At 60.9% G+C, this 25,730-nt stretch carries 27 protein-coding genes and 1 pseudogene; 17 read left to right on the top strand and 11 right to left on the bottom strand.

Annotated features, from left to right (window positions below):
• Positions 1-47 precede the first annotated feature (47 nt).
• The 16 genes and pseudogenes from IPK17_RS04940 (at position 48) to IPK17_RS04865 (ending at position 13,574) form a co-directional block, all read left to right on the top strand.
• Positions 48-290, top strand: coding sequence for a hypothetical protein (locus IPK17_RS04940; RefSeq protein ID WP_343416548.1), 243 nt, complete (start codon positions 48-50; stop codon positions 288-290).
• The gene (locus IPK17_RS04935; protein WP_343416547.1) at positions 287-1,489 is read left to right on the top strand and encodes a DUF8728 domain-containing protein; all 1,203 of its coding nucleotides are present in this window, start codon (positions 287-289) and stop codon (positions 1,487-1,489) included. The genes IPK17_RS04940 and IPK17_RS04935 overlap by 4 nt, the downstream gene beginning before the upstream one ends.
• Positions 1,490-1,547: 58 nt before the next feature.
• Positions 1,548-2,120 (top strand): PspA/IM30 family protein, encoded by a 573-nt coding sequence (locus IPK17_RS04930; RefSeq protein ID WP_343416546.1) that lies wholly within the window; start codon positions 1,548-1,550, stop codon positions 2,118-2,120.
• 39 nt (positions 2,121-2,159) lie between these two features.
• Positions 2,160-3,350 (top strand): GAF domain-containing protein, encoded by a 1,191-nt coding sequence (locus IPK17_RS04925; protein ID WP_343416545.1) that lies wholly within the window; start codon positions 2,160-2,162, stop codon positions 3,348-3,350.
• A complete protein-coding gene (locus IPK17_RS04920; RefSeq protein WP_343416544.1) occupies positions 3,253-3,990 on the top strand; it encodes a hypothetical protein in 738 nt (245 codons plus the stop codon). The genes IPK17_RS04925 and IPK17_RS04920 overlap by 98 nt, the downstream gene beginning before the upstream one ends.
• Before the next feature lie 80 nt (positions 3,991-4,070).
• Positions 4,071-4,370, top strand: a complete 300-nt coding sequence (locus IPK17_RS04915) for a histidine kinase dimerization/phospho-acceptor domain-containing protein (protein ID WP_343416543.1) — start codon at positions 4,071-4,073, stop codon at positions 4,368-4,370.
• 25 nt (positions 4,371-4,395) lie between these two features.
• Positions 4,396-4,746, top strand: a complete 351-nt coding sequence (locus tag IPK17_RS04910; protein ID WP_343416542.1) for a sensor histidine kinase — start codon at positions 4,396-4,398, stop codon at positions 4,744-4,746.
• Positions 4,743-5,063, top strand: coding sequence for a response regulator (locus tag IPK17_RS04905; protein ID WP_343416541.1), 321 nt, complete (start codon positions 4,743-4,745; stop codon positions 5,061-5,063). Before IPK17_RS04910 ends, IPK17_RS04905 begins: the two co-directional genes overlap by 4 nt.
• Positions 5,050-5,430, top strand: coding sequence for a winged helix-turn-helix domain-containing protein (locus IPK17_RS04900; protein WP_343416540.1), 381 nt, complete (start codon positions 5,050-5,052; stop codon positions 5,428-5,430). Before IPK17_RS04905 ends, IPK17_RS04900 begins: the two co-directional genes overlap by 14 nt.
• A gap of 179 nt (positions 5,431-5,609) precedes the next feature.
• Positions 5,610-5,897: pseudogene (locus IPK17_RS40405) on the top strand (response regulator); the annotation flags it as partial.
• A 76-nt stretch (positions 5,898-5,973) separates the two neighbouring features.
• Positions 5,974-6,318 (top strand): winged helix-turn-helix domain-containing protein, encoded by a 345-nt coding sequence (locus IPK17_RS04890; protein ID WP_343416538.1) that lies wholly within the window; start codon positions 5,974-5,976, stop codon positions 6,316-6,318.
• Positions 6,319-6,439: 121 nt separating this feature from the next.
• Complete coding sequence (locus tag IPK17_RS04885) at positions 6,440-6,688, top strand: TadE/TadG family type IV pilus assembly protein (protein WP_343416537.1); 249 nt, start codon at positions 6,440-6,442, stop codon at positions 6,686-6,688.
• A gap of 109 nt (positions 6,689-6,797) precedes the next feature.
• Complete coding sequence (locus tag IPK17_RS04880; protein ID WP_343416536.1) at positions 6,798-7,634, top strand: hypothetical protein; 837 nt, start codon at positions 6,798-6,800, stop codon at positions 7,632-7,634.
• A 36-nt stretch (positions 7,635-7,670) separates the two neighbouring features.
• Entirely contained in the window at positions 7,671-10,481 is a 2,811-nt protein-coding gene (locus IPK17_RS04875; RefSeq protein WP_343416535.1) for a hypothetical protein, read from the top strand.
• 23 nt (positions 10,482-10,504) lie between these two features.
• Complete coding sequence (locus tag IPK17_RS04870; protein WP_343416534.1) at positions 10,505-12,085, top strand: TadE family protein; 1,581 nt, start codon at positions 10,505-10,507, stop codon at positions 12,083-12,085.
• Positions 12,045-13,574, top strand: coding sequence for a hypothetical protein (locus IPK17_RS04865; protein ID WP_343416533.1), 1,530 nt, complete (start codon positions 12,045-12,047; stop codon positions 13,572-13,574). The genes IPK17_RS04870 and IPK17_RS04865 overlap by 41 nt, the downstream gene beginning before the upstream one ends.
• Positions 13,575-13,736: 162 nt before the next feature.
• Here IPK17_RS04865 and IPK17_RS04860 read toward each other — a convergent pair whose 3' ends face one another.
• From IPK17_RS04860 to IPK17_RS04810, 11 genes are all read right to left on the bottom strand, one after another.
• Positions 13,737-14,537 (bottom strand): DUF2085 domain-containing protein, encoded by an 801-nt coding sequence (locus tag IPK17_RS04860; RefSeq protein ID WP_343416532.1) that lies wholly within the window; start codon positions 14,535-14,537, stop codon positions 13,737-13,739.
• A 14-nt stretch (positions 14,538-14,551) separates the two neighbouring features.
• A complete protein-coding gene (locus IPK17_RS04855; protein ID WP_343416531.1) occupies positions 14,552-15,082 on the bottom strand; it encodes a TlpA family protein disulfide reductase in 531 nt (176 codons plus the stop codon).
• On the bottom strand, positions 15,082-16,665 hold the full coding sequence (locus IPK17_RS04850) for a redoxin domain-containing protein (protein WP_343416530.1): 1,584 nt from the start codon (positions 16,663-16,665) through the stop codon (positions 15,082-15,084). Before IPK17_RS04850 ends, IPK17_RS04855 begins: the two co-directional genes overlap by 1 nt.
• 50 nt (positions 16,666-16,715) lie before the next feature.
• Positions 16,716-17,549: a hypothetical protein gene (locus IPK17_RS04845; RefSeq protein WP_343416529.1), complete on the bottom strand. Its 834-nt coding sequence runs from the start codon at positions 17,547-17,549 to the stop codon at positions 16,716-16,718.
• Positions 17,546-18,346, bottom strand: coding sequence for a molybdopterin-dependent oxidoreductase (locus tag IPK17_RS04840; RefSeq protein WP_343416528.1), 801 nt, complete (start codon positions 18,344-18,346; stop codon positions 17,546-17,548). Before IPK17_RS04840 ends, IPK17_RS04845 begins: the two co-directional genes overlap by 4 nt.
• Positions 18,310-18,480: a cupin domain-containing protein gene (locus IPK17_RS04835; protein WP_343416527.1), complete on the bottom strand. Its 171-nt coding sequence runs from the start codon at positions 18,478-18,480 to the stop codon at positions 18,310-18,312. The genes IPK17_RS04840 and IPK17_RS04835 overlap by 37 nt, the downstream gene beginning before the upstream one ends.
• Positions 18,481-18,684: 204 nt before the next feature.
• Positions 18,685-19,218 (bottom strand): GNAT family N-acetyltransferase, encoded by a 534-nt coding sequence (locus tag IPK17_RS04830; protein ID WP_343416526.1) that lies wholly within the window; start codon positions 19,216-19,218, stop codon positions 18,685-18,687.
• Positions 19,202-21,793 carry a CBS domain-containing protein gene (locus IPK17_RS04825; protein ID WP_343416525.1) on the bottom strand — a complete coding sequence of 864 codons (2,592 nt, stop codon included), beginning with the start codon at positions 21,791-21,793 and terminating at the stop codon, positions 19,202-19,204. The genes IPK17_RS04830 and IPK17_RS04825 overlap by 17 nt, the downstream gene beginning before the upstream one ends.
• A 3-nt stretch (positions 21,794-21,796) precedes the next feature.
• Positions 21,797-22,549: a hypothetical protein gene (locus IPK17_RS04820; RefSeq protein WP_343416524.1), complete on the bottom strand. Its 753-nt coding sequence runs from the start codon at positions 22,547-22,549 to the stop codon at positions 21,797-21,799.
• Positions 22,542-22,931, bottom strand: a complete 390-nt coding sequence (locus IPK17_RS04815; protein ID WP_343416523.1) for a hypothetical protein — start codon at positions 22,929-22,931, stop codon at positions 22,542-22,544. The genes IPK17_RS04820 and IPK17_RS04815 overlap by 8 nt, the downstream gene beginning before the upstream one ends.
• A 2-nt stretch (positions 22,932-22,933) precedes the next feature.
• Entirely contained in the window at positions 22,934-23,851 is a 918-nt protein-coding gene (locus IPK17_RS04810) for a UbiA prenyltransferase family protein (RefSeq protein WP_343416522.1), read from the bottom strand.
• Between the two features lie 131 nt (positions 23,852-23,982).
• On the opposite strand from IPK17_RS04810, the gene IPK17_RS04805 reads away from it, so the two are divergent.
• Positions 23,983-25,515 (top strand): M1 family metallopeptidase, encoded by a 1,533-nt coding sequence (locus tag IPK17_RS04805; protein WP_343416521.1) that lies wholly within the window; start codon positions 23,983-23,985, stop codon positions 25,513-25,515.
• The last annotated feature ends 215 nt before the right edge of the window (positions 25,516-25,730 follow it).

The following is a 25,730-nucleotide window of genomic DNA, read 5'->3' as shown; positions in this document are numbered from 1 at the left end:
CGCTCTTATGTGCTGGCGGCGGGCGGCAATTTCCCGCTGGATGACAGTTGATTCACCAGACGTATGCCCGTAACCTCGCGCAGACGGGGCAGTGGGCGTTTGTGCCCGGCGTGCCGAGCGCGGCCTCGACCTCGCCGCTGTACACGGTCGTGCTGACGATCGGCTACTGGCTGAACCTTCCGTTCCGCCTGTGGACGCACGGCCTCGGCGCGGTGATGCTCGGACTCACGGGCATGCTCGGTTTGCGGCTCGCCGAGGGTTCGCGCCGAACGTCAAGCGGATCGGCTTGATCACGGGTTTGGCACTCGTGTTCACGTGGCATCTGATCTGGGCGGCGGCCTCCGGCATGGAAACGCCGATCTTCGCCATGTTTACGCTGCTGCTGATCTGGTTAGCGTCCCAGCAAGTAGGCGCTGGAGGGGCAAGGCGCGCTGTGCCCCTCCAGGATAACCCGCCGCAGACGCTTCTGTCCGCGATCATTTTCGGCGTGGTGGCGGCGCTGACCACGCTCACCCGTGCGGAAGGCGTGCTGCTCGTCGGGTTGATCGGCGTGGCGCTGCTCGTGATCCGACCGTCGGCGCGCACGCTGGTGTGGGGTGTGGTCGCGGGGATCGCCTTTGTGATTGTGCTGGCGCCGTATCTCGCGTTCAACTACGGGGTCACGGGCGGTCTGCTGCCGAATACGGCGGCGGCCAAACGCATGGACGCAACGCCACTGCTTAACGAAAGCCTGCTGTGGCGGCTCGGCGATCTGCTCACGCCACTGGCGGCGGGCGGGCAACTGCTCCTCGTCCCCGGCATGATCGCGTATGCGGTTGGCGTCGTGCGCCAGATCCGCGCCGATCGGCGCTGGATCATGGCATTGATTCCGCTCGGATGGGGCGTCGCGCTGATAATCCTGTACGCCGTCTGGCTGCCGCTCAACATCCAGCACGCGCGCTATCTGATTCCCGCGCTGCCGTCGCTGGTGCTGGCGGGCGTGATCGGCACGGCGTGGCTAATCCGCGGTGCGCAAAAGTCGCTGATCGGCCGCGTGCTGACCCGTGTGCTCGCGCTGTCGGCGCTGCTGATCTTCATCGGCTTCACTTTTGGGTTGGGGTTACAAGCGCATGTTCAGGACGTGACCATTATCGATGAAGAAATGGTGCGTTCAGCGCAGTATTTAGCGGAAAACATCCCGCCGGAAGATCTGCTCGCCGTACATGACATCGGCGCGGTGGGCTATTTCGCCCCCCGCCCGATCCTCGACATCGCCGGATTGGTCACGCCGGAGACGATTCCGCTGGCCTTTGATGACGCGGGCATGTGGGACTTCTTGCGCGAACAGGGCGCAGTCTACCTCATGGGGCTGGAAAATCAGGTGCCACGGTTGACGGCCAATGCGCCGACGCTGTGTGTTGACTTTACAACCAACGGGCCAACGGCCGTACGGGCGGGTGGCACCAATATGACGATCTACTATCTGGCGTGGGACGGCCTCTGTCCATGAAATTCCCTTAACTAACGCGCTGGTTGTGACAAATTGTGAAGAATGTATAATAGAGGGTATGAGCGAATTGTTCAGGAAACTCAACGTCCTCCTCAAATCTAGCTTACTCGGGGAAGGTCAAGCCTCGCGCCCCTCCGCACGCCTCGGCAAGGATATGGATCGCGAGGTCGAACAGCTGCATGGACGGGTGAAGGATGCGGTGCAGCACGAGGAGCGTATCAAGGGCCAGCTTCGGGAGCTCGAGGACGAAATTCAGAAGTGGGATCAGGCCGCAGACGACGCGCTGCGCGCCAATACACAAGACGAGGCGCGGGTGGCGCTGGAAAAATTGCGCGCCGCCAAACGCCGTTACGCCCGACTAGAAGATGATCTGCACCAGCATGAAGTGCTGACGCAGGAACTCATTCAGAGCGTGAACCTGCTGCAAGGCGTCGTGCAAGAGGCGCGCCAGTCTGATTCGCCGAACACTCCCGAACGCTCAATGGCCGAGGTGCTTAAGCAGGCGCGTGAGAAGATTTCAGCCCTCAGCGACATTGTCGCGCCGAAGGCCGAGACGGAAGCGCCCGTCGAGCAGCAGCAAAACATCGATGATGATCTTGAGCAGAGGCGACAGCGTTTGAGCCGCCGCTAGTGGGCAGATGTGTGCAGGATGCCCGATGCGTGATGAAATATGACCATCAAAAAAGTACTGGTAGTTGCAGGTGACTACGATCTTGTGCAGGGCGTACGCCAGGGCCTTGATAGTTCTGGTTGTGCGGTTTACGCGGCGCATTCGCACCGCGATGCCTTGTACATCATCGATCATGAGCCATTCGATCTGGTCGTCGTCGATGCCTTGATGAGCGACCGTATCAGCGGTGATCTCACGCTCAATCTGGTGTCGGCACTGCCGAAGCGTCCCCCCATCCTGATTTATAAGGCGAACGCCAACGGCGTTACGTATCCCGATCCGACCGTGCAGACGCTTCAGCCGGATAAGCTGCGTGAGGCCGTGCTCAAGGCCTTGCCGCAAGATCAGGAAGCGCGGGTGCAGGTGAAGCAGCCGCGCATCTCGCCAATGGTCACGGATTTGTTCTGGCGTGACGAAGAGATTCAGACCTTGTTCTCCCTCAGCCGTTCGCTGACGGAGGTGCTCGACCTCTCCGAAGTGCTCAACCGTGTGGTCGAAGCGGCGCGCCGCTTGACCAACGCCGAAGAAGGTCTGATATTGCTGCCGGAGACGGATTCCGATCAGCTGTATTTGCGCGCGAAAGTCGGCATCGATCCTGAAGTGGCGGCCAATTTCCGCGTCAAAACGCATGACACCATCGCCGGGACGGTCTTCAACAGCGGCCAGTCGGTGCTGTTAGGCGAGGCCGGGCCGCAGAAGGTCAAGACGCAGTATTTTGTGAATTCGCTGCTGTACGTGCCGATCATCCATAAAGGCAAAACGCTCGGCGTGTTGGGCGTGAACAACAAGACGAAGCATGACGTATTCAACCAGCGGCACAAAGACCTGCTGACCAACCTGTCCTCGTATGCGGCAATCGCCATCGAGAATGCGCGCATCTACGCGCAGAGCGTACGCCGGGCGCGTGAACTCAAGGCGCTGGTCGATGCCAGTCAGGCGATCAATGCCTCACTGCTGCCCAGCCACGTCATCCCGGCGATCTGTGAACAGTTTGTGCATGTGCTCAACGTGTCGTATGCGGAGATTCTACAGCGCGTCGATGATCACAAGCGGTTTGATAAGCGTCGCGCGGCACTATCAGGCCAAATGGCGCGTGGGCACCGAACCGGTGGTAACGCTGGCGGAACGTCCCGCGCTGCGCACGGCGATGGAAAATCGCCGGCATGTGATGGTCGTGCGGGTGCGGCATGATGTGCCCAACGAGATCGCCGCGCTGGATCGGGTCGGGGCGAATGCCATGCTGTGTGTCCCGGTCACGACGAGCGAACAGACGCCCGCCGCGGTTCAAGCCTTTTATCTGATCGCGCCGGACTCGGCACCGAGCACCGAGATCATTCATCGCATTCAGCGCATGTTTCTGGAGTATCGCTCGGTGGCCGAAGAAGGGGCGACCGCGCATTTCCTCAAGCTGCTGCACGATGTCAAGAATCTGGTCAAGGCCGACTGGGTGGACTACGCCGTGCTGAGTCACGGATCGCCGGAGGCTGCAAACTCAGTTTGCGGCGGGCGTCCGGTTTGGCTTGATGGTCAGCGCCCACAGATCGACCTGACCAGTCATCCCGACCTGAATGAATTTGCTCGATTTGCGCGCGGCGATCAACTGCCATGCCGACGAAGAGACGATGTCGCTGGGCGCGGCGTCGCTCATCAAGTATTCGCGGGCCCGTTCCATTCTCGCGCTGCCGCTGATCGAACGCGGTCAGCCGTGGGGATGGTGGTGTTCGCTGATACGGAGCATGCGCATCGCTTCAGCCCCCGCGAGACTCGATCTGGCGCGCGCGACCGTCGCCCAGGCAGCGACCGCGTTGGCCAACAGCCATCTCGTGACTGACCTCGAAGCGAGCTTGCGGGATCTGAAAGAGGCGCAGAATCGCCTGGTCCAGTCGGCACGCTTGACGGCGATGGGCGAACTTGGCGGCCGCCGTCGCGCATCAGATCAACAATCCGCTCACGACCATTGTGCTGGATACGGAACTGCTGCTGCTCAAAGAAGCGCCCGGTTCCAAGAACGCGGAAATCCTCAACGCGATTTCCTGGGCGGGCAAGCGGGCTGCCGGGGTCGTGCGGCGCTTATTAGCGAGCGCCCGCCCGAATACGAGCACCACACCGCCCCAGCCGATCAATGTGGTGCAGACGGTTGAGGAAATCCTCACGCTCGTGCATTCGTATCTCAATCGCTCGAGTATCGCGCTGGTGGCGCAAACTGCCTGATGAAGCCCTGCCGCCCGTGGTGGCCATGCCCGGTGAACTCGACGACGTGTGGTTGAATCTCATATTGAACGCGCATGATGCGCTCACCGGACGTCCGGAACCGAAGATTGGCATCGAAATCACCTGCCCGCCCGAGGCCGAAATGATGGAAGTGAAAGTGTGGGATAACGGTCCGGGCATCCCCACCGAGATCGTCACCGAAATTTTCAAACCCTTCTTCACCACCAAGCCGGCAGGTGAGGGAACCGGGCTGGGACTGCATATTTGCCGGCAGGTCGTGGATCGCGTCGGGGGGACAATCAATGTGGAGTCCCAACCGGAACAAGGCACAACGTTTACAATTCGACTTCCCGTCACGAGGAGCGGAGTACTATGACGCATATTTTGGCTGTAGATGATGACAATGAGGTCCTCGAGACCGTAGGACGCGTGCTTCGCCATGAAGATTACGAAGTCTCGCTGGCGAGTTCGGCGGCGCAGGCGGTGGTGCAGCTCGAAAAACGCCTGCCGGACCTGATGATTCTGGACGTGATCATGCCGGAAGTCGATGGTGTGACGTTGTGCCGTCAGCTACGGCGCGACACCCGCTATATCACCCTGCCGATTCTGTTCCTCACCGCCAAAGGCGGCACCGAGGATATCGTCACCGGGTTGGATGCGGGCGCAGACGACTTACGTCGTGAAACCGTTTGAACTGGCGGAACTGCGCGCGCGCATCACGGCGCTCCTGCGGCGCGGCAAACGCGACCGCACGACGGAGAATGTGCTTCAGCTCAACGATCTGCGCCTGGACTCGGATACCTATCAGGTGTCCGTCGACGAGAACTCCGTGCAGCTCACCTCGACCGAGTACCGCTTGCTGCGTTACCTGATGGAACACCCGAATCAGGCGCTGTCGCCGGGGCATTTATTGCAGGCGGTGTGGGAGTACCCGCCGAACACGGGCGATCCGGATCTCGTGCGCGCCCATGTGCGTAATTTGCGCGCCAAAATCGAGAAGGGCGCGCGTCGTAAATACATCCGCACCATTCACGGTGTCGGCTACATGATCTCGACTTAACTCCCCTAGTAAGTGTGCCACGGGGCAGCTTTTGTCTGCCCCGTGTTCCCTCTCACGACAATCCATGCGTCGTCACGTGAATTTCATGAAGATTTCACGTCGCCACCCGATCTTCGAGGCAAACTTCCCAGTTATACTTTTATGTATAATTTCGCGATGAACAGCCGAGATGTGAACCGATGTACGAAATCATGATAGTAGACGACGACGCCCAAGTTCTGGATATGGTAGAACTTGTATTGAAGCGCGAAGGTTATCACGTTCTCCGGGCATTTTCTGCACAATCCGCACTGGAAACCATTGAAAACGAAACGCCCGATCTGTTTGTGATCGATGCGATGATGCCTGACATGGATGGTTTGACCCTGTGCCGCCGACTCCGGGCGATGCCGCGCACCACCAACACACCGATCATCTTCCTGACGGGCAATAATTCTCCGCATACCGTGGTGGATGCGTTGAATTCCGGCGGCGATGATTTCATCCGCAAGCCGTTCGTCCCGCGGGAACTGGCGGCGCGCGTGCGCGCACATTCGGCGCTCCGTGTTTTACAGCGATGGAGATGTCGCGGCGATCCGCATTCAGTCGAACCGCTACCGCGTGTACGTCAACGATGCCGAAGTGCTCCTGACGCGCGTCGAGTTCGATCTCCTCAAGTATCTGTGCACATCACCGTACCGCCTGCATTCGACGGAAGAACTGCTGGCGAACGTGTGGCAGTACCCGGATGGGGTGGGCGATGCGGCGCTCGTGCGCAATCATGTCCACAACCTGCGCCGTAAAATCGAAATCGATCCGGAACGCCCGCTGATCATCCAATCGCGTCATGGGCGCGGTTATGTGGTGAAGGCGCGCATCCAGTTTGAGGACGAAACGATCCAGCAGTAACGACCTTCAATCGACATCTGTACAAAACTCTATCAACTTCTTCACAGTATCGAATGTTCACTGATGGGGCAATGGGTTATGATGAAATTGCTGGAAACCATCGATCGTTCGAGAAGCTGTGATGTTGAGAACCCTAGCAAAGATCGTACAGATATTAGACGATACCCCCGCCATCTATGGTGAGCGCCGTAAAGGCCAAAGCGTAGTCGAGCTCGCGCTCGTCACGCCGATCCTCATCATCCTGCTGGCGGGGTTGATCGAAGTGGGCTGGTTCGCGAACAACTACCTGACCCTGCTCGACGTCTCGCGTGCGGCGCGCGCGGCGCGGTACGGTTCTCCAAGATGCTCAGTCACCACTCTTCTGGGATGAACGTGGGTAACTTGTTCCGCAGTTCTACTTCGACTCGCAGGCCGACGGTAACTACTTCAAAACCGCATACGACCTCAACGGTCTGAGCGGCGAGACTGATACCACCCGTTTGGCCGTCCGCTACCACCCCACCTTTAACCCCACTGGCTGCAATACGGCCAACCGCACGTTCTATCACGAGATCTCTTGCGTGATGCTCGCGTCGATGGACCCGCTGCGCATGACGCCGGAGAATGGGGTCGACGACATCATCATTTCGGGTGTTTCCATCGAAAATGTTGATGCCAGCCGCGGTAATGCCTGGCTGGGGACGTTGGGTTCTGACTGGCGTCCACTGGCGGCCAACGTGCCGCAGCTCGTGGTCGTCGGACGTTACCCCACCAACGCCAACGAATGCGAAGCCACCTGGGACGGCATCGGTACCCCGGCGCTTGGCGCACTGGAGCCGCGGGATCCCTTCGACTTCAACTACAGCGGTGATCGCGATGTCGATGACATTGCCGATGAAACGTTTGCCGAAACCAACCCCGCCCGTATCAACGTAACTGGTGAAGACGACTTTGACGAGATCGTCGGCATGGATGTGCCTGCGGCGAACCTCGCCAATGCCGAAAAGCAGGTCGGGTTTGCGCTGTTCGGCAATCATCGCATTACTGGGACGGCGTGCGTCGGGTCGGAATGGACCTTGGAAGAGTTGTCGCGCGTCGTCAACCTGAGTTCGACATTGGAGCTGGACGACTACGGCGACCCGGAAGTGATTGGCGCGCGGCGAATGATACCCGGACAGGGGATTATCATGGTGGAAATGTTCTGGCAGCATCGTCTGCTGCTGAACATCCCCGTGCTGTCACCCGTGTTCGTCGCCATTGGTTCAGAACGTGCCACCATTTCAGTCTGGGCAGCGTTCCCGCTCCCGGCTGTCGAACCCTTCATTTCGTTTGATTGAGATGGAACACAGCTTATGCGTGGTTTAAGACGGTTTATGAAACGCGGTCAATCCGGGCAGGCGCTCTTCATCCTCGCCATCGGGTTCATCGCGTTAGTCGGTTTTGTCGGCATTGTCACCGATGTGTCTGTGCTGTTCATTCGTTACAGCACGTTGGGGCGCGCAGTCGACGCGGCGGCCGTGTCGGCGGCCAGCCAGATGCGCCGCATCGAGGACACGACGTTCACTGATGCGAACAGCGACGGGATTGACGACATCGCGGAAGATGAAGCGGGCAGCGTCGCCAACCTGAACCTCGCGGCGCGCTCGTTCATTGAATTGTACGGGCTTGACCCGAGCAATGTGATTGTCGAAACGTGCCGCGCGCAGCAGGTCGGGCGCGATGCCAATGGCAACCCGCTCGATGAGAACAACGTGCCCCTCTTTAATCTGGATGGCACCATCAACACGAGCGCGAATCAGACACAGGTCGCCAAGTATCAGGAATTGTGCACGGAAGACGAACTAAAGCTGGTCCGCGTCACCGCGCAGATTGATGCACCGACGATGTTCCTGTATCTGCTCGGTTATCCCACGGTGACGCTCACCGCGTCGGCGATGTCGCAGACGGCGGTGCTCGATGTCGTTCTCATCCTCGACGTGTCGGAGTCGATGCTCAACGAGACGACCTACGCGGACTGGGAAAACGTCGGGCAGGGCATGCGCTACCTGCCGCCCGTGTTGTGGGAAGAGGATTACGACCCCATTTTCACTGATGCCGACAGCGACGGCATTGACGATGCCCATTACACCTCATGGGACTATATCCTGACGCATACCCAGGCCGAGATCAACGCGGCGGTGACGCCAGCCGGTCAAGATCCACTGTTGGAGACGCTTACGTCGCAGTTCGCGGCGTTTGACTCGCCGACAAGCCCCGGTCAACTGCCTGCGCGTGCTGAATGCCAGATCCGCGCGTGGCCGCGCACGCAGAACAACTACCCGCGCGTGCCGGATTGGCTGCTGGCGGAATACAACACTTATCTCACCAGCCAGTCGTTGAGCCTCGACGCGCATTTTGATCTCGCGCCCGGCGATGTCGCCACGAGCGGTTATTTCTTCTCACAATTTGTGCCGATGTACAACTTCTACGGCTGCTGCAATGATCCGGATGGTCTGGTTGATACTGATGGTAACTTCAGCTTTGGCGATCTCGTGTGCCAGCCCTTCCGTGAAGCGCGTGACGCGGCGGAAGGCTTCCTCACCCGCCTTGACTTCAAGCGCGGTGACCGCGTAGCGTTCGTCACGTTTGACCGCTTCGCCACATTGATTGACCCGGATGGCCCGGCTCGCGATACCAATGCGGACGGCAACGCCGACGTGAGCTTGCAGGATCCGTTTATTGAAACCGAGACCAGCTTCACCGTCGCCGGCCACCCGGAACAAAACCGTGTCGGCGCCGTCGAAACGCTGCGCAACGTCATCGGCGTGCGTGCCGAAACTGGGTCGTATGTGGACACCAACAACGACGGTCAGTGGGATGCCTTCCGCGATGACGAAGGCGTGCGCGATGATGTGTCTGACCGCGAGGACTGGGCGAACTGGGCGGACCTGCACAGCGTCCGCACGATTGGCGAAATTCAGGATCAACCCGTGCGCGGCGCGTGTCCGTTTGACATGGTGTCGCTGCGCTCGCCCTTCAGCCCGTATAAGTATGATGCCGATGGCAACCTGCTGGACGCGAACGCTCCGCCGCCGCTGAACGGGGTGATCACAGTGCCGGTGTGGGTGGCCAATACCGACTATAACTTCCGCCGTGAACGCAGCTACGAAAACCGCGCCTCGTGTGGCGGGACAAATATCGGCGGTGCGCTCGGGACAGCGGCTAACGCGCTCTACTTCAATGGGCGGCGTGAAGGCGCGGTGTGGATTATGGTGCTCCTGAGCGACGGCGCGGCTGGCGTGAGTGACCCCATGTCGCGTGTTGGCGGCAATGCGGCCAACATCCCTGATCCGCCGCAGCCCTTCCGCACCAATGCCCTCACCGGCGGCAGCGATCCGCTTGCGGCTTCGGCGCCAGCCTATGGGTATGCCTCCTTTGGTTTGTGCCCATACGGTGCAGCAGACCCGGATGACGCGGTCGACAGCGACGGCGATGGCATCACGACGAACGATGGGTGGGGTGAAGTGCTGCGCGGTGTGTACTTCCCGTACTGCGGTGATCGTTACCCACAGACGCGCCACTTCTGCGCGACAACGCCCACCTGGCCTAACCAGCAGGGGCTCGACGAGAATAGCTGCATCACGTACTACGATGTGGACGACTACGCGCGTGACTGGGCCGACTGGGTCGGTCTGGCTGACCTCACCGGTGCCGGATCAACCGGGACAGGCCGCGTCAGCGAGCAGCTCTTGCCCACAATCTTCACAATTGGCTTCGGTCTGAATTTCGACAATGGCGCATGCAGCGGCATTGGCAATGTGGCCGAGCGCGAAGCGTGCCAGCGCGGTATTACGCTGGCGACGGGCTTGGTTGCCACGGGTGAAACCACTGAAACGCGCGCGTCTGATTATCTTGGCGAGGAACTGCTGCGCTACATCGGCGATGTGGGCGACAACTTCCGCATGGATAACGACTACTGGCAGTCTGTACTGGGCAACCGCATCCCGAATACGGTCACGGGACCGTCACCGGATTGGGGCGGCCGTGGGCCTTGCGAAACAGAATCCGGGGTACAGGGCGTGTGGTCACCGCTTGCGCCCCAAACGAGCTGCGGCAATTACTTCAGCGCGCAGACCGGCTCTGACGAACTCACTGCGGTCTTCAACGAGATCGCGGCGCGTATGTTTACGCGGTTGTCTCGCTAACGTTTCATCGGAACGAGGATGCTATGATTGAACCCGAATCAACTAGACGCAAGCGGGGGCAAACCTTAGCCGAGTTCGCGATCACCTTACCGATTCTGTTGATGCTGCTGTTCGGGATCATTGAATTCGGGCGCATTTTTCAGGCGTGGGTGACACTGCAAAACTCGGCGCGAGCGGCTGCTCGCTATGCCACCACCGGCCAATACGACGACGATCAGTATCAGCTTGATCTGTCGTTCGTGCCCACCCTCGGTGCCACCGGGGATTTGGACTCGATTGTGCCGTGTATTCGCAATGAAGTCGCCGGTGATACCAACGACGACGGTATCCTCGAAGACACCTCGCCGACGCAGGCGGAGATCGATGCCGCACACGCCGCGAACCTCGCGCAGCGTGGTCAACCCTCGACGTTGTATCCCAACGACCCGGGGGACCCGAATGACAAGGTCGAGGTCTTCGTCGGTGGGCCAGAAAGTCTCTACGCCACGTGGTGGGGTGGGGATGACTGCGATCCATCCGACAGCGAAGATCAGAACCGCCGTAAAGATATGGCGCGCATCCTCTCGATCTACTGGGAAGCGCGGCGTGGCGCGGCGGGTCTGGCGCTCGGCAGTCAACTGCCGCCGGAACCGCTGGTCGGAACGGGTAGCTCTGGCATCACCGCCGACTCGGGGACGTGGTGGGATGGCGCGAGCGTGACGCCGAATCGTCTGTATCCCGATCCGACGACCGTGCCGTGGTATCAGGTCTGGTATCGTCCGCTGCCCGGCGACGCCGATGCGAATGCTATGACGCCCGCCGTCTACGAGCAGCTCACCCACTCCGACGAACCGGGGTGGTTCAGCATGATGATTTGCAGCTCGCGACCCAAGCTGGATAGCTCCAATTACCCGAGCGCGGGTACGGTCGACTTCCGCTATGAAACGCGTATTTTCGGCGGTGGTCTGGCCCCGGCCTGTATTTTGGAAGAAGAACCGGCGCCGGGCGGTACGCTCGACACTGAAGGCTGGACGTACAACTCCTACGATGGTGGTGGGGATACGAACAGCACCACGTGGCTCGACGCAGGTGGCCCCGGCGATACGATCACCATCGTCATCACCTTCAATCACCCGCTGGTGACGCCGCTCGGTCTGGCGGCCTTCCTGCCGCTGCAGGCGCGGCGTACCGCGGTCAATGAAGCCTTCCGCGCGCCGCGGTCAAGCCCGATTTCCTACAGCTTGCCGGATGCGACGAGCGGTCTGCGTACGGATACGCCGACGAACACGTTCACGCCGAGCCAAACCCATACGGAGACGGCCACGCTGACGCCTTCGCTGACGCCAAGCGCGACGAACACAAGCACGCCGGAATTCACCTGTTCCTCGGTCATCGTGCCGAACAGCGTCTCCTACCTGAACGACGAAGTCCGCTTCACGCTGACCAACAGCCTCCCGTACCCGGTGACGCTCAAGCGCGTCGTCATCAACTGGCAAGCCGTGACTGGCTACGAAGGGTTGATGAACGTTCAATACCTTTGGCGTGCGCTTCCTCAACGGCCCCGCTGCGCTGAACTCAGTCAACATGCCGAACTGGGTGTTCAATGGGACGACGTTCTACATTGATGATCCCGGCACGGGCACAGACTGCGCCTCGACGCTCAACTTCATCCAGCCGACCGAGACCCCCGGGGCGACGCCCACCGCGACCGCGACCGTCGTGTGTACGTCGGGTAACATCGATATTTCGGCGGCGACGTTTATGTCGTTCGGTATCGTCCGCTTCGACTTCACCAATAATCGCACCTTCCCGGTGACGCTGGTGGGCTTCGACATTCACTGGACGAGCTATGATGTCAGTCAGATACTGGCAACCGTACACGGCGGCAATGTGCTGCCCGGCGCGCCCGGCAGTCTGCTGCTGTGGTCGGGCGCAACGGGTCAGGATGCCAGCCCGCCGAGCCGTGGCTACCGTCCGTCCGAAACGCCGCCCGTTGGCTTCACGCCCGAAGGCACGTGGGGCGCGGTCGATTTGACCATTGCGCCGGGTGCGACCCGTTCCGTTTACCTGAGCTTCCGCGGTGGTGTGGGCAGCGGCGCTGAGCCGGTGTCGACGGCCTTCCCGGGTATGTGGTACACCGATTTCAGCGGTACGGTCTTCTACTTCGACACGTCGCTGTGCACGGGCACGTATACCGTGACGCCGGACGAACTGGTCCCGACCGCGACCAATACGCCCACCGTGACCAACACAGCGACGCGCACGCCGACTCCGACGGCCACGACGACGAGCAGCCGCACGCCGACCAGCACGCGCACGCCAACCGCGACGTTCACGTCGACTAACACGGCCACCCTGACGTTCACGCCGTCCAACACGCCGACGCGTACCAATACCCCGACGTTCACGCCGACGTTCACGGCCAGCATGACGGCTTCGCGGACGCCGACCAGAACCTTTACGCCGACGTTTACGCCGTCGAACACGCGGACGCCGACCAGAACCTTTACTCCGACGTTTACGCCGTCGAATACGCGGACGCCAACGATCACGTTCACACCGTCGCGGACGAACACGTTCACGCCGACGTTCACGCCGTCGCGCACGCCGACGTTCACGGCGACGTTCACGCGGACGAACACGTTCACGCCGACGTTCACGCCATCGCGGACGAACACGTTCACGCCGACGTTCACGCCATCGCGGACGAACACGTTCACGCCGACCTTCACGCGGACGAACACCTTCACCCCGTCGCCGACCAGAACGTTCACGGCTACGTTCACGCCGTCGCGGACGCCGACTGCCACGTTCACAGCGTCACGGACGAACACGTTCACGCCGTCACCAACGCGGACGAACACGTTTACGCCGTCGCCAACGGCTACGTTCACCGCGTCGCGTACGCCGACGAACACGCCGAGTCGCACGCCAACGCCGTCGCCGACGTTCACCTTCACACCAAGCCGCACGCCGACGCAAACGGCGACGCCGACGCGGACGGCCACGCCGACGCAAACGGTCACGCCGACGCCGAGTCGCACGCCGACGCGGACGCCGACGAACACGTTCACGCCGACGTTCACGCCGTTCCAGGGCGGTGGCGGTGAATAAGTTCTAGGGTTAACGAAAACCCCCGGTCAGAAATGACCGGGGGTTTTTATTTGTCGTGATTAAGGGATGGCTCGGTTGGTGTGTTACCAAGAGGAAATCAAGGCGCTGTGCGCTGCGCCATTTGGACCAACCGACACAGTTCCATCAGTGCGGATGTTCGCTTTACGGCGTGAGCCCTGCCCGCAGCAGCTTGATCTCGATCTGCTGGCGGGTATCTTTGAACGACGCTTCGAGGTAGGGTAGGCCGAGCCACGCGTTCATCAGGCCGAACAAGCCGCCCGTCACCACGCGGAAGATCGGATCGGTTTCGCGCGGTGGCCATAGGTTGAAGGGCGCATAGCCCAGCAGTTGACTCATCCCATCAATGCCAATCGGCGCAAGCCCGAGCAGAATATAGAGCAGCACGGGCGCCGGGCGCAGTCGCCGCCGCACCACCGGAATGCTGTAGATCAGCATGCCGACGAACAGCATGGTGTAGCTGGCCATGTCGCGGGCACAGAGCGTCGTCTTGTAGCCCATTTGCTCGCTGCCGAGGAACTCGCGCGCGGCGAACTGCAAATCTGGCGACCAGACGTACGGATCGAACGTTTCAACGGAGGCGAACATGCTGCGTCCGGGAATACCCACCCAGTTAGCGACGGCGGCTTGCCATTCCGCTGAGGCCGACGCTTCGACCTCAAAGGGAAGCTGCGTCGTCCCGCTGACCGCCCGCGGATAAAACGTTTGATCGCCGTAGAGGAAGATCGAGCGGAAGGCAAACTGATGGCAGAACGGGCTGTACACGGTGTAAAGCGCGCGGGCTGGCCCGGTCAGGCCGAAGTGCATAAGCGTCGGCGCGATCCACGGCAGCGCCGCGAAGATGCCGACCACCACCAAGGCGATCTTCAGCCAATGGCGGGCGAGTCCCAACGTCCAGCGGTTCAGGCGCAGCGCCCGCTGACGGCGTCTGTCAAGTGCGTTCAAACGGTAAGTCCTCCTCAGTCGATCCAATCCGTGAGCTGCGCTTCGAGCGCGCTTTGCGTCACTCCGCCGAAGGCAATGTGGCGAATGCGACCATCGGGCGCGACGACGAACGTCGTGGGCAGGCCGCGCACCGCGTACAAGCGAAAAGTGTCCGCGTTGGGGTCAAAGGCGACCGTCAGGTCAAGCCCCCGCGCGGTGAGCCAGTCCGCCGCCACGGCACGTTGTTCGCCGACATTCACGGCGATCACCTGCACGTCGGGATGCGCGGCTTGAAACGCTTGGAGTTCAGGCATTTCGGCCTCACAGGGAGCACACCACGTCGCCCAGAAGTTGATTATAGCGGGTTTGCCGGTTGGGAAAGAGAGCGTACTTGAGTTGAGTGGAATGGGGGGAGCGAGCGCGCCGACTTCGGGCGCGATGGGAAGGTTCCCGATGACACCAACTTGCGTATAGTCACTACGCTGCGGCAATCCCGCGCCGATGACCAGTGCCGCCGCCGCAATCAGCAATCCGGCGGCGAGGATCAGCGAACGCGGCTCTCGCATCAGGACGCGAGGGCGGAGTCCACAAACTGCGCGATCTGTTCGGCGGTCAGCGCGCCGTAATTGCGTGCCAGCACCGTGCCATCGCGCCCGATCACATACGTTGTCGGGAACTGCTGCACGACATATTCGTCGGAGATAGCGAACGACTCGTCCATGACGAGCGGAAAGGTCACGCGTTGATCGGCGCGGAAGGCGGTCACGGCCTGCGGCGTTTCGCCGTTGTTCACACCGACGATGACGAAACCGCGGTCTTTGTTCGCCTGATATGCCGCTTCGAATTCCGGCATTTCGACGCGGCACGGGCCGCACCACGTCGCCCAGAAGTTGAGCAGCACCACCTCGCCGCGATGATCGGACAAGCGGAATGGCTCGCCGTCCTCATCAACGGTTTGGAAGTCGGGCGCAATCTTCCCGACCTCCAAGCCAATTTCACCTGAACCCGCTAAATCGGTGATGCCCGGTGCAGCGGCGAGATCTGTGATGCTCGGCGCTTCGACCACGGGGGCGGCGCTCGTTTCGGCGGGCAGATTGCCGTTGACGCAGTCGATGATTTGCCCAAAGGCCAGTTCACCGCTGCTCACCTTGACGACACAGTCTTCGAGGTTATACGAGAAGTCGGAGAAGGTGACGGCGAAGTTCTGGCTGAGGCGCTGCAGGTTGCCCGTGGCGACCAGCACGCCGATCAGGACGAGGAACGCGCCGCTGACCAGTTCGATTTTGTGGATGTGGCGCTGGAGCTTGCGCAGGAAGGACTGCGCGCTGTCGAGCAGGAGCGCGGCGGCGAGGAAGGGTATGCCGAGGCCGAGCGAATACGCCGCGAGCATCGCGCCTGCTTCGCTGGCGCTGCCGCCAGTCGCCGCCATCGTCAAAATGCTGCCGTAGATCGGGCCGATGCACGGCGTCCAGCCCGCCGAGAACACAATCCCCATGACGAAGGAGCTGAGATAGTTCTGATGACCACCTGCGACCATCTCTTTGCGGGTATCGGCGAACCACAGCATTTGCAGGCGGTTGAGCGTGTTCGTCCAGAAGGTCTGCGGGCGGGTGAACGCGCCGCCGAGGACCAGCCACAGCACCAGCATGGTGATGAAGGGCAGGGCGATCAGCCAATCGATAAGCGCCCACAGGAGCAGCAGCGCCATCGCCGCGCCGAACACGACACCCGTCACCGGCGTGCTGATGATCGTCTGCTCTTTGAGCAGGTAGCGGAAGAACCGCGGCAGCAAGCCCATGAAGTTGAGGCCGAAGAAGATGATCAGCAGGCCGCCCGCGCGGCTGATGATGTCGGTGATGACGCTGACACTGCCGCGCCCAACCACGCTGATGAAGGCGGTCGTCAGCAAGCCAATCGACACGAAGACCACCGAGAAGCCGAGCACAAAGGCGAGGCCGTGCGTAAACGTCGTGAAGCGGCTGGCGAGCGTGGGGCGCGTCATGACAGCGGCCCCGCCGACCTGCGCCGCGACGGTGTTGGTCAAGCGCCCGCCCATGTAGCCGATGTAGGCGGGGACGAGTGGCAAACAGCAGGGCGACAAGAATGAAACTAATCCGGCGATGAACGCCAAAGAAAAGGTGACAGACATAGAGTTTTACCCGGTTGCGTTGTACTTCACTCTATTATAGAGCACGTTGGCTAGGTGATCATTACCCGTGCGCCACCCTGAGAAGCTCCGTAGATCCATTTGGCGATATACGGCGGGACTTGTATCCCCTCATCGTGAGAGAAACCGCCGAAATCATTGTGCCAGTACGCGCCGTAGAGGTGAACTTGATCACTGAAAGAAGTGACGAATGGCGCGAGGCGGCGGTAGATCTGTGTTTCCGCAATCAAAGTCTGCTGTGAAAGCGAAAAATCGCCATCAGCTGGGAGATACTTTGTTCCAAAGGGCACGCTGAACAGAGCCCGGTCGCCTTGCAGCGCGGTGAGCGTATACGAGGAATGGTCTAGTCGCAGCGTGAGGTCTGGCACAGACGCGGGCAGCGTCAGCGGCGCGAGGGGGGCGCTGTGCGTCCAGAATAGTCGTCCATCCCCATGCAGATCAACCCCATACCAGTCCACACCGTCATAACTCAGCCGATCTACGACACGGAGCAGACCCCCATGACCGACGCTCTCCACGGGCGGCGCATCACTGTTGCACCAGCGATGGAGCACCGCGCTGGCACCGACGACCTCAGCGGTGAAGGGCGGGGGGTTGCTCGCCGTCTGATACACCGCGGACGTGAGCATCGGTTGCAGGTTGCGCTTCGGAATGAGACCGTGTGGCGTCTGGTAGCCGTCTGGCAGCGTGGCGTGAATTGGGATGATGCTATCCGTCCACAAACCACCATGTCCCCGGAGAATACGCCCATACAGCGGAACAAAGTTCGGCGTGGCTGCTGCTGGCGTTGCAGAGATGAAGCCGGGCACGTGGGCAGCGAAGAGAGTAATTCCGGCGGCTTTGAGAAAGTCGCGGCGTGAGATCATGTGCGAATCAGGTAGTGCTGACGAACAAGCGCGAGGCGGCCCTGTCGACGTGTCCCGACTGCTGCTTCAAAACGGAAGTTGCCATTAGGATAAGGTGGCATCCAATCAACCTGCCAGTAGGTCCCGCTCAATGGGAAGCGTGTGGACAATCCGCGATCCACCATGATTTCCAACATGTCCAACGTTTCAGTGGGGCTGTAGGCGAAACCATATAAGCGAATTTGCCCATCCGCCAGTGTTTCGTGAGTGGTGATCTCCACCACCGCGTTGAGTTGGCCGTCCCGATCAAAACCACGTTTTTCCCATGTGCCGCTTATCGCTTGCTCGGTCGCTTCGAGGCGCGTGATCCACTTGGGCAGCTTGTAACCATAGCGACCGGGAATCACCAAGCGGGCAGGCGCGCCTTGTTCGTGCGTGAGCGGTTGGCCGTCAATGGCATAGGCGATATAGGCTTGCTCGCGCAGGTCGTCGAGGCGCAAAACGCTGGTGTACCCATCGTAGGCATGCATCGTGACAAACTGTGCGCCCTCCCGCAGTTCGACGAGGTCAAATAGGGCGGATAGAGGCACACCTGTGTAGTGAGCGGAATCAAGACTTCGCCGATCCGTGCAGATCACACTCACCGGGAGCGTGACCGACGGTTGGCGCAGTAAATCGGCGTAGGACAGGATCAGGGGATGGCGTACCAGCCCACCGATTGAGAAAGCCCACACATGCGAATTAATCGGTGGAATTGAGCGAATGTGTTGGTTGGTCGGCATCAGGCGCGGACTGGGTTGACCGCCGCTTCGACGCATTTCGCGCCACTGCTGCCGATGATTGCGCCATGACGGACACCCGCCGGAATTTCGACCCGGTCGCCACCACGCAGTTTCACGCTCTTGTTACTGTCCGGCAGGGTAATCTCGATGGTACCCTGAACGACGTACATGACCTTTGTATAGCCATGGGAACGGACGGCGTAACGCTGGTTTGGCGTGTTCTCCCAAGCGTAAGGGCGCAGCCCTTCCTTTTGCATCTGTCGTGTAATACTCGACAATGTCGGGTGTTGGCCACCACTCCAACGAATCACACGCACAGCGTCTTGTTCGATTGCCATACTCTGCCTCTATATAACGGTCGATGCATGTACATTTTAACGGAAGTTGAGCTTTTTTTCCAAGACCCAACACGGTTCATGTACGTTTTGAAGTTTACCTTCATGATCAATATAACTCCAATCTCCGTTATCTTCCGCAAAGATTCGGTAGCCCATGCGCTCGTACAAGCGGCGCGCACCGGGGTTATCTTTGGCGGCGGCGATTGTCGTCCAGCCACAGCCGAGCTCGTGCACCATCGTTTCGGCCTCTTCCAGCAGGCGCGTGCCGATGCCTTTGCCGCGAAACATCTCCATGACGCGCAAAGAATAGAAGTAAGCGCGCGTGCGGGTGTCCCACAGGCTGCGGCTGCTGTTCAATTGAATGAATATGTGCCCGATGGGGAAGTCGGCGCAGTCGGCAATGAGCATCAGGCGGCGGCGCTGTTCCTGCTCGCTGAACGTCCGCCGAAATACGGTGCGAAAATGGCTGTATTCGCCGTACCATTCCAGTTTGGGCAGGTCGGTGCGTTTGGCCAGTCGAAAAGTGATGTCTAGCTGAATGGGCAGAGTCGCTCTATTCAGTCCCGTCATCGTGAAGCAGCTCCTTGAGCAGATGTGCTTCCTGCTCATCCGTCGTGATCACGCCATCCAGCCGGGCGGCGCGCAGCCGCGCCAGAATTGTGCCGTAACGCGGGCCCGGGTCTAGGCCGAGCTGCCGCAGCGTATGCCCATCCGTCACCGGGCGGACATGACGCCATGTTTCAACATACATCTGAATCGCGCGTTGCGCTAGGGGGTCGGCTGCAATTAACCACGCCGCGAACAGCGCGAGTTCGCTCATACCGTCCAACCGCGCGACGACACGGCTCGGTTGGAAGTCGGTGAGGGGATGCTGCCCGAGTCTGATCGTTTCGTGCAAGCTCTCGACCAGCGCACCGCTGAACAGCAGGCGTTCGAGCAGGTCGGGCAGGTGGGGCACATCGAGCAGCAACAAGATCCAGAGCAGGTCGGTGCGTTCGACGGGTTTCATGGTCGCCAGCGGTTCGGCGGTGCGGGCGGCGGTCATTCGGGGCACAATCGCCTCGGAGACGCGGAAGGCACCGTGAATCGCTTCAAGGATGCCGCGCTGCTGCAAGAGCAGGAAGCTGAGTTCCGGGTCGCGTTCTTTGAGCAGCAGCGTTAGTTCGTTGCGGATGCGCTCCCCGGTGATGCGCCGCAGCATGGGCAGCGCCGTCTGGATGAGTTCAGCGGTGCGCGGTTCGATGGTGAAGCCGAGCCGCCGCTCAAAGCGGACGGCGCGCAGCACACGGGTTGGGTCGTCGACGAACGACAGCGTATGCAGCGCGCGGATGCGCCCCGCCGACAGATCGGTGATGCCGCCGTAAAAGTCGAGCACACGCCCGGAAACGGGACTCAACTGCACGGCCAGCGTGTTGATCGTGAAGTCGCGCCGCCCCAAATCCAGCTTGATCGAGCCGCTGTATACGGTGGGGAGAGCGGTCGGGTATTCGTAGAACTCGCTGCGGGCGGTCGCAAAGTCGATGTGATCGGGCAGCGCCAGCGGGTCGCCAAGCGCTTCCGCCTTGAGCTCGCCTTCGTACAAGCGCCACTTCGCCGTGCCGAACGGCTTGAAGCTGGACACCCGCCCGCCCAAGCGTTCGCTCAAGCCCTGCGCGAATTGGATCGCGTCGCCTTCGACTACGAAATCGAGGTCGAGGTTGCGACGGCGCAGCAGCAGGTCGCGCACCACGCCGCCGACCATATACAGGTTGACGCCGCGTTCCTGCGCGTAGGCCGCAATCTGCTCGATGAGGCGGGCGGCGGGCACATCCAGCACGTCGCGGAGCTGCTCGCTCGTGATTTGCTGCGCTTCGGGCGGCGCATTGGTTGGGTGCGTGCGCGCCCAATGCTTGATCAAATCGGTGCGTGTGACGATACCGATCAGCTTGTTCTTGCTGTCCACGACCGGGATTTGCCCCCAGCCGCTTTCGACCATCTTCTGTTCGAGCAGCGTGACCGAGTCGCTGGGCTGCAGCGTGACTTCGCCGCTCGACATGATCTCACCGACGGTCAGCGCCCCGAGACCATGCTCGGCGGCGCGGTCGGCGTCGCGGCGGGTGAGCAAGCCGACGATTTTTCCGCCGCTCACGACCGGGAAGCCCTCGTGTCCGATCCGCCGCATGCGCCGGATGACGCTCTCCACGCTGGCAGTCGCCTCGAGGGTTTGCACACCCTGCGACATCAGGTCGGCGACGCGCACGGCAGGCTGCACCGTGAGATAGATTTGCTCCCACAACACATCGAGCGCCTGCTCGCGGGTCAGGCCGCGCACGGTCGAGGCCGCGGCGCGTTCGTGCCCACCGCCGCCGAAATGCCGCGCGATCTCACCCACATTGATCGCGTCGTCGGTTGAACGGCACACGAGCTGGAGCGACTTGGGCATTTCGATGAGCAGAAAAAGCGCCGCCGGGTCGAGCGTATCGCGCAGCTTATGCGCCACGCCGCTGATCTCCGGCAGGTAGCGGTCGAGTTTGGCCGAGCCGACGAGCACAGCATAACCCTGCACGGTGCGGCTTTCCATCGACGTGACGAGCGTCTCGAAGAGCGCCTGCTGGTCGTCGTTGAGCGGCGGATTGAGGAAGCGGCGCACATCGTCGAGCGCGAAACCCTGTTCGAGCAGCCAGGCGGCGGCACGGATATCGCGCGGGGAGGTCGGGCGATAGGTGAGAGAACCCGTGTCTTCGTACAGGCCGAGCGCCAGCAGGGTGGCTTCCAGCGAATTGAGCGTCATACCCGCCGCCTGCAGCTTCTCGATCAGCAGGGTGACGTTTGCGCCGATGACTTCGCCGTCAAAGGTCTCGTGCGGCTCAAGTTCGCGCGTCAGCGGATGGTGATCAATGATGTGAATCGGCGTGTTCGGCTTGATGCCGCGCACCCGTTCCGGTGCGCAGTTGGTATCCACCAGCGTAACCTGCGTCACGCGCCCCCGGTGCTCATCATGGGTGACGAACGGCAGCCCGCCGCGATACAACGCGAGAAAGCGTTCGACGTTGCGGTTGAGGCGCTGCGGCAGCACAGGGAGCGCATCCGGGTAGAGCCGATGCGCGGCCAACAGCGACGCGACCGCGTCGAAGTCGGCGTTATCGTGACACAGAATCAAATGCATGATTTAGGGCATCGCGCGTGGTGGCAGCGGGAAGCCATTCGCGCTCAAGTGGAGCGGCACGCCCGGCGCGATCCAGTAGCTGATCGGCGCGCGGAACAGGTCAATCCACCCCTCGGCGCTGCTGCCTGCCACCAATTGGACGGCGGCTTCGGTCGATTCCATGGGCACTACCTCCACAGTGATCCCCGCTTCCCGCAGGCGCGCGGCGAACGCTTCGATCCCCGGCACAAACGCGCTGCTGATCGTCAAATCGAACCCGTCGGGATAACCTGCGCTCGCGAGATCAGCGCGCAGACTGCCGAGCGGTTCGTCTTTGAGCAATTCTACGCCGGGAATGTCCAGTCCGGCAATGAGTTCAGCGGGTACCGCGGCACGGCGGATGATCGCCTGTACTTCGGCATTGTCGAGCGGCGGAACGTCCGTGCGGATGACGAGGGAGGCGATATACGGCACCGTTGACTGCTGCGCGCCGTCGTAGCGACCGAGCGCTACGGCCAGATCGTACTGCGCGCCGAGACCATCCGCGGTGGGCGGCGCGTCCAGCGCGATCAGCTGCGCGTAGGGTTCGATGCTGGCGCGGTCAATCAGGCTGTTAACGGCGTTCGGGGCGAGGGCGTAGCGGATCGTCTGGTTGGGCGGCGTAGGCGTTGCCGCGGTGGTCGGCTCGATCACCACGGGGAGCGGCGTCGGTGGTGCTTCACAGGCGGCAATCAAGAGGACAGCCGCCATGAGCAGCAGGCACAACCGTTTACGCACCGGGCAGCATCCACGGGCCGACGACTTCGCGCTGGAGCATGCTGAACGAGGTCGTCGCGTTGAAGAAACACAGGATGGCGAAGGCGATGGCCGCATTTCGATCATCGCGTCCGCGCAGCATGGTGAACAAGCCTGGCATAATCACCACTAACCACGACATGTACAGGTAGTAGGTGACGATGCGCGGCGGGCGCAGGCCCATCAGCGTCATGATGACGCCGACGAGCGTGATCGCCGCCGCGAGGATGGTAATAGTCGCCAGTGATCCCCAGAAGTTACCGGAGATCGGTTGGTTGCGCACGGCCATGGTTACACTCCACACGCCGAGAGCGATGGAAAACAGGATGTGCGCGTTAAACAGAATGTTGTGAATATCGTTCACGATCACCCGAGCAGACGGAACTGCACCACAATCGACTCAATGACCCACGCCGCGATGACGAAATTCATGACGACGAGCGCCTGTAACTGGACTCCGCCGCTCGCATCGACCAGCGCCCCGCCACGCATATCGGTCTGCGACTTGAAGAACATGCTGACCGGGAAGCTGAGCACGCCCACCAGCGCCAGCCACAGCGGGAACACGCCCTGCGTGATCGCGACGATCAGGCAGATGAGCGCCAGCAGCACGGCGAGATACATGGCCCGACGGGTATTGTTTTCGCCGAGGATGATCGCGGTGTTGTACAGTCCCGCAGCCTTATCCATGTCGTAGTCGCGCAGTTGGTTGTAGAGCTGGCCGTAGACGGAGACGAGCGTCGCCGCCGCCGCGACAAACCACACGAGACCGGGCGCGTCGTGGTAGACGAAATAGCCCGCCAGCAGCAGTAAACCGCTCAGCATGAGCGAGTGCGAGACGATATCGGTGACCGGCCACGCCTTGAGGCGCACAGGACGCCATGAATACAGGTGCGAGAGCAGCAGCGTTCCAACACCGATAAGGAACGCCCAACCGCCGCCGAAGGCATACAGGACGAGCGTCACCGCGGCGACGAGGCGACAGGCGTTATAGCCCATGCGTGTGCCAATGCGACCGGTCGCAATGGGATTGCGGGCGGCGCGCGCGGGGTCTCGCGCATCATCAGGCGCGTCCTCGATGTCATTGATCATAAAGGCATAGGCGACAGCCAGAATATTCGCCAGCGTGACGGCGACTAAACGCCAGTCGAGATTCACGCCATGGGGGCGCGCCGCCAACAAACCGCCGAGAACAGTCAACGGAATGACGAAAGGTACATACTCAGTCCAGCGCGAAAGCTGGATGAGGCCGCGTACCTGTTCAGCGAAAGTTGCCTTGTTCAAATTTCCCCCTAGTTAAAACTTGATGAGTGTTCGCTAAAGATAACACGAGAACTGCGTTTTTGTTACGCACGCTCCACATTGTAGTATTGTTACGCAGTAGGTCAACGGAAAGTTACACCAAAAGGGGACTTATGTTTCGTCTTTATGCCGTGTTCATGATGCTGTTGGCGGCGTGCACGCTCAGCTCGGCGGAAGTTGACGCAATTCCGCCGACGGCGACCACCGTCCGCGTAATTCAGAGCACGCTCGTGCCAACGCTGGAGCGGCAGCTTCAGCCGATCAATACGATCACCCCGGCGCCGACCACGCCCCTGAATCCGGGTTGCGAAGCTACCGCGGGGCTGCCAACGGCGCAGCATACGGTGCGCGCCACCGTCGATTATGAACTGCATCGAGTTGAGGTTGAACAGGCGATTTTCTACATCAATCGGACCGATCAGCCGCTTACCACGCTGGTGCTCGACATTGAGCCGAACCGCGTGCCGAACGCGTTCACACTCAACAGCGTACTGCCGACCGAGACGGTGATCAGCTATGAGCTGACCGGGCGCCGCCTAACGCTCGATCTGGCCACGCCCATTCAACCGGAGTGCGGCCTCGACGTTACGCTCAACTACAGCCTGCGCGTGCCGGAGATTCAGCGCGGGTTGAGCGGTTTTACGGGCTATTTTGGTTACAGCATCCGCCAGATGAACCTCGGGCATTGGCTGGCGATGGTCGCCGTCCATGGCATCGACGATTGGGTGACGCACGATGCGATTCCGATTGGCGAGCAAACTGTCTCCGAGATCGCTGACTGGGATGTCACGCTGACCGTGACGAATGCGCCGCCGAATATGGTCGTCGCGGCTCCCGGCACGCTGCGTGCCGAAGACGACGGTGTCTGGCGCATTGTGCACACCAACGCCCGCGACTTCACGCTGAGCCTCAGCCCGTTCTATGAGGTCTACGAGCAGGAAACCGCCAACGGCGTGACGGTGCAGTTGTACGCCTTCGGCGAAAACGTCGTCGGCAGTGCGAATGGATCGCAGCAGGCGCTGACTGCGGCGGCACAGGCGATGGAGATGTATTCGGATCTCTTTGGCGCGTACCCTTATGACCGCTTTGTCGTCATTCAGGGCGACTTCCCCGACGGCATGGAGTTCAGCGATGTGGTGTTCGTCTCCGACCGCTGGTTTGAGATCAATACAGGTACCGCTGAGTCGTATCTGACGTTCATCACCGTGCATGAGACGTCGCACCAGTGGTGGTACGCCCGTGTTGGCAACGATCAGGCGCTCGTGCCGTGGCTCGACGAAGCGCTCGCCACGTACAGCGAACTGGTCTACTACGAGGAATTTGAGCCAGATCTGGTCGACTGGTGGTGGAATTTCCGCGTGAATCAGTATGTGGGGGATCGCTTCAGCGGCAACAACGTCGATGCGACGGTATACCAGTTCGCCAGCATCCGCGACTACATCAATGCGGTGTACCTGCGCGGGGCAATCATGCTGGAGGACCTGCGCGCAGTCCTCGGCACCGAGGATTTCTTCGACTGGCTGCGGCGCTATGCCGAAGCGGGCAGCGGGCGCATCGTTACGCCGGACGATTTCTGGGGCTTGCTCACGCCAGAACAGATTGAACTGGTCGCGCCGATCCGCGTGGAGTATTTTGGTACGCCGTAGCGCGTGCCGCTCAGCAGTCAGAGCGCACACCTGTGCACTCTGACCGACAAGCTATTTGATTGATCCGCGTCCTAAAAGCAGGTTACCGAAAGTTGTTGTGCAGGGGCAAGGCGCGCCTTGCCCCTACAACGGCGATTTCTGATTGGACTTATTTCGAGAACCTACTCAAGCCAGTGTCCAAAAGACGCCAAAACAGGACGAGGCATGCCTCGTCC

It is taken from the genome of Candidatus Flexifilum breve, assembly GCF_016713355.1.
The sequence above is the reverse complement of the archived record's forward strand: the minus strand, read 5'-3'. Positions and strand labels throughout refer to the sequence as shown.

Coding starts and splice junctions, on each gene's coding strand:
- IPK17_RS04875 (WP_343416535.1), top strand. CDS start 7,671: ATGAAACGCGGTCAATCCGGGCAGGCGCTCTTCATCCTCGCCATCGGG.
- IPK17_RS04905 (WP_343416541.1), top strand. CDS start 4,743: ATGACGCATATTTTGGCTGTAGATGATGACAATGAGGTCCTCGAGACC.
- IPK17_RS04835 (WP_343416527.1), bottom strand. CDS start 18,480: ATGTACGTCGTTCAGGGTACCATCGAGATTACCCTGCCGGACAGTAAC.
- IPK17_RS04845 (WP_343416529.1), bottom strand. CDS start 17,549: ATGATCTCACGCCGCGACTTTCTCAAAGCCGCCGGAATTACTCTCTTC.
- IPK17_RS04830 (WP_343416526.1), bottom strand. CDS start 19,218: ATGACGGGACTGAATAGAGCGACTCTGCCCATTCAGCTAGACATCACT.
- IPK17_RS04865 (WP_343416533.1), top strand. CDS start 12,045: ATGCCGAACTGGGTGTTCAATGGGACGACGTTCTACATTGATGATCCC.
- IPK17_RS04925 (WP_343416545.1), top strand. CDS start 2,160: ATGACCATCAAAAAAGTACTGGTAGTTGCAGGTGACTACGATCTTGTG.
- IPK17_RS04850 (WP_343416530.1), bottom strand. CDS start 16,665: ATGTCTGTCACCTTTTCTTTGGCGTTCATCGCCGGATTAGTTTCATTC.
- IPK17_RS04855 (WP_343416531.1), bottom strand. CDS start 15,082: ATGCGAGAGCCGCGTTCGCTGATCCTCGCCGCCGGATTGCTGATTGCG.
- IPK17_RS04840 (WP_343416528.1), bottom strand. CDS start 18,346: ATGCGTCGAAGCGGCGGTCAACCCAGTCCGCGCCTGATGCCGACCAAC.
- IPK17_RS04805 (WP_343416521.1), top strand. CDS start 23,983: ATGTTTCGTCTTTATGCCGTGTTCATGATGCTGTTGGCGGCGTGCACG.
- IPK17_RS04870 (WP_343416534.1), top strand. CDS start 10,505: ATGATTGAACCCGAATCAACTAGACGCAAGCGGGGGCAAACCTTAGCC.
- IPK17_RS04825 (WP_343416525.1), bottom strand. CDS start 21,793: ATGCATTTGATTCTGTGTCACGATAACGCCGACTTCGACGCGGTCGCG.
- IPK17_RS04885 (WP_343416537.1), top strand. CDS start 6,440: ATGTTGAGAACCCTAGCAAAGATCGTACAGATATTAGACGATACCCCC.
- IPK17_RS04910 (WP_343416542.1), top strand. CDS start 4,396: ATGCCCGGTGAACTCGACGACGTGTGGTTGAATCTCATATTGAACGCG.
- IPK17_RS04930 (WP_343416546.1), top strand. CDS start 1,548: ATGAGCGAATTGTTCAGGAAACTCAACGTCCTCCTCAAATCTAGCTTA.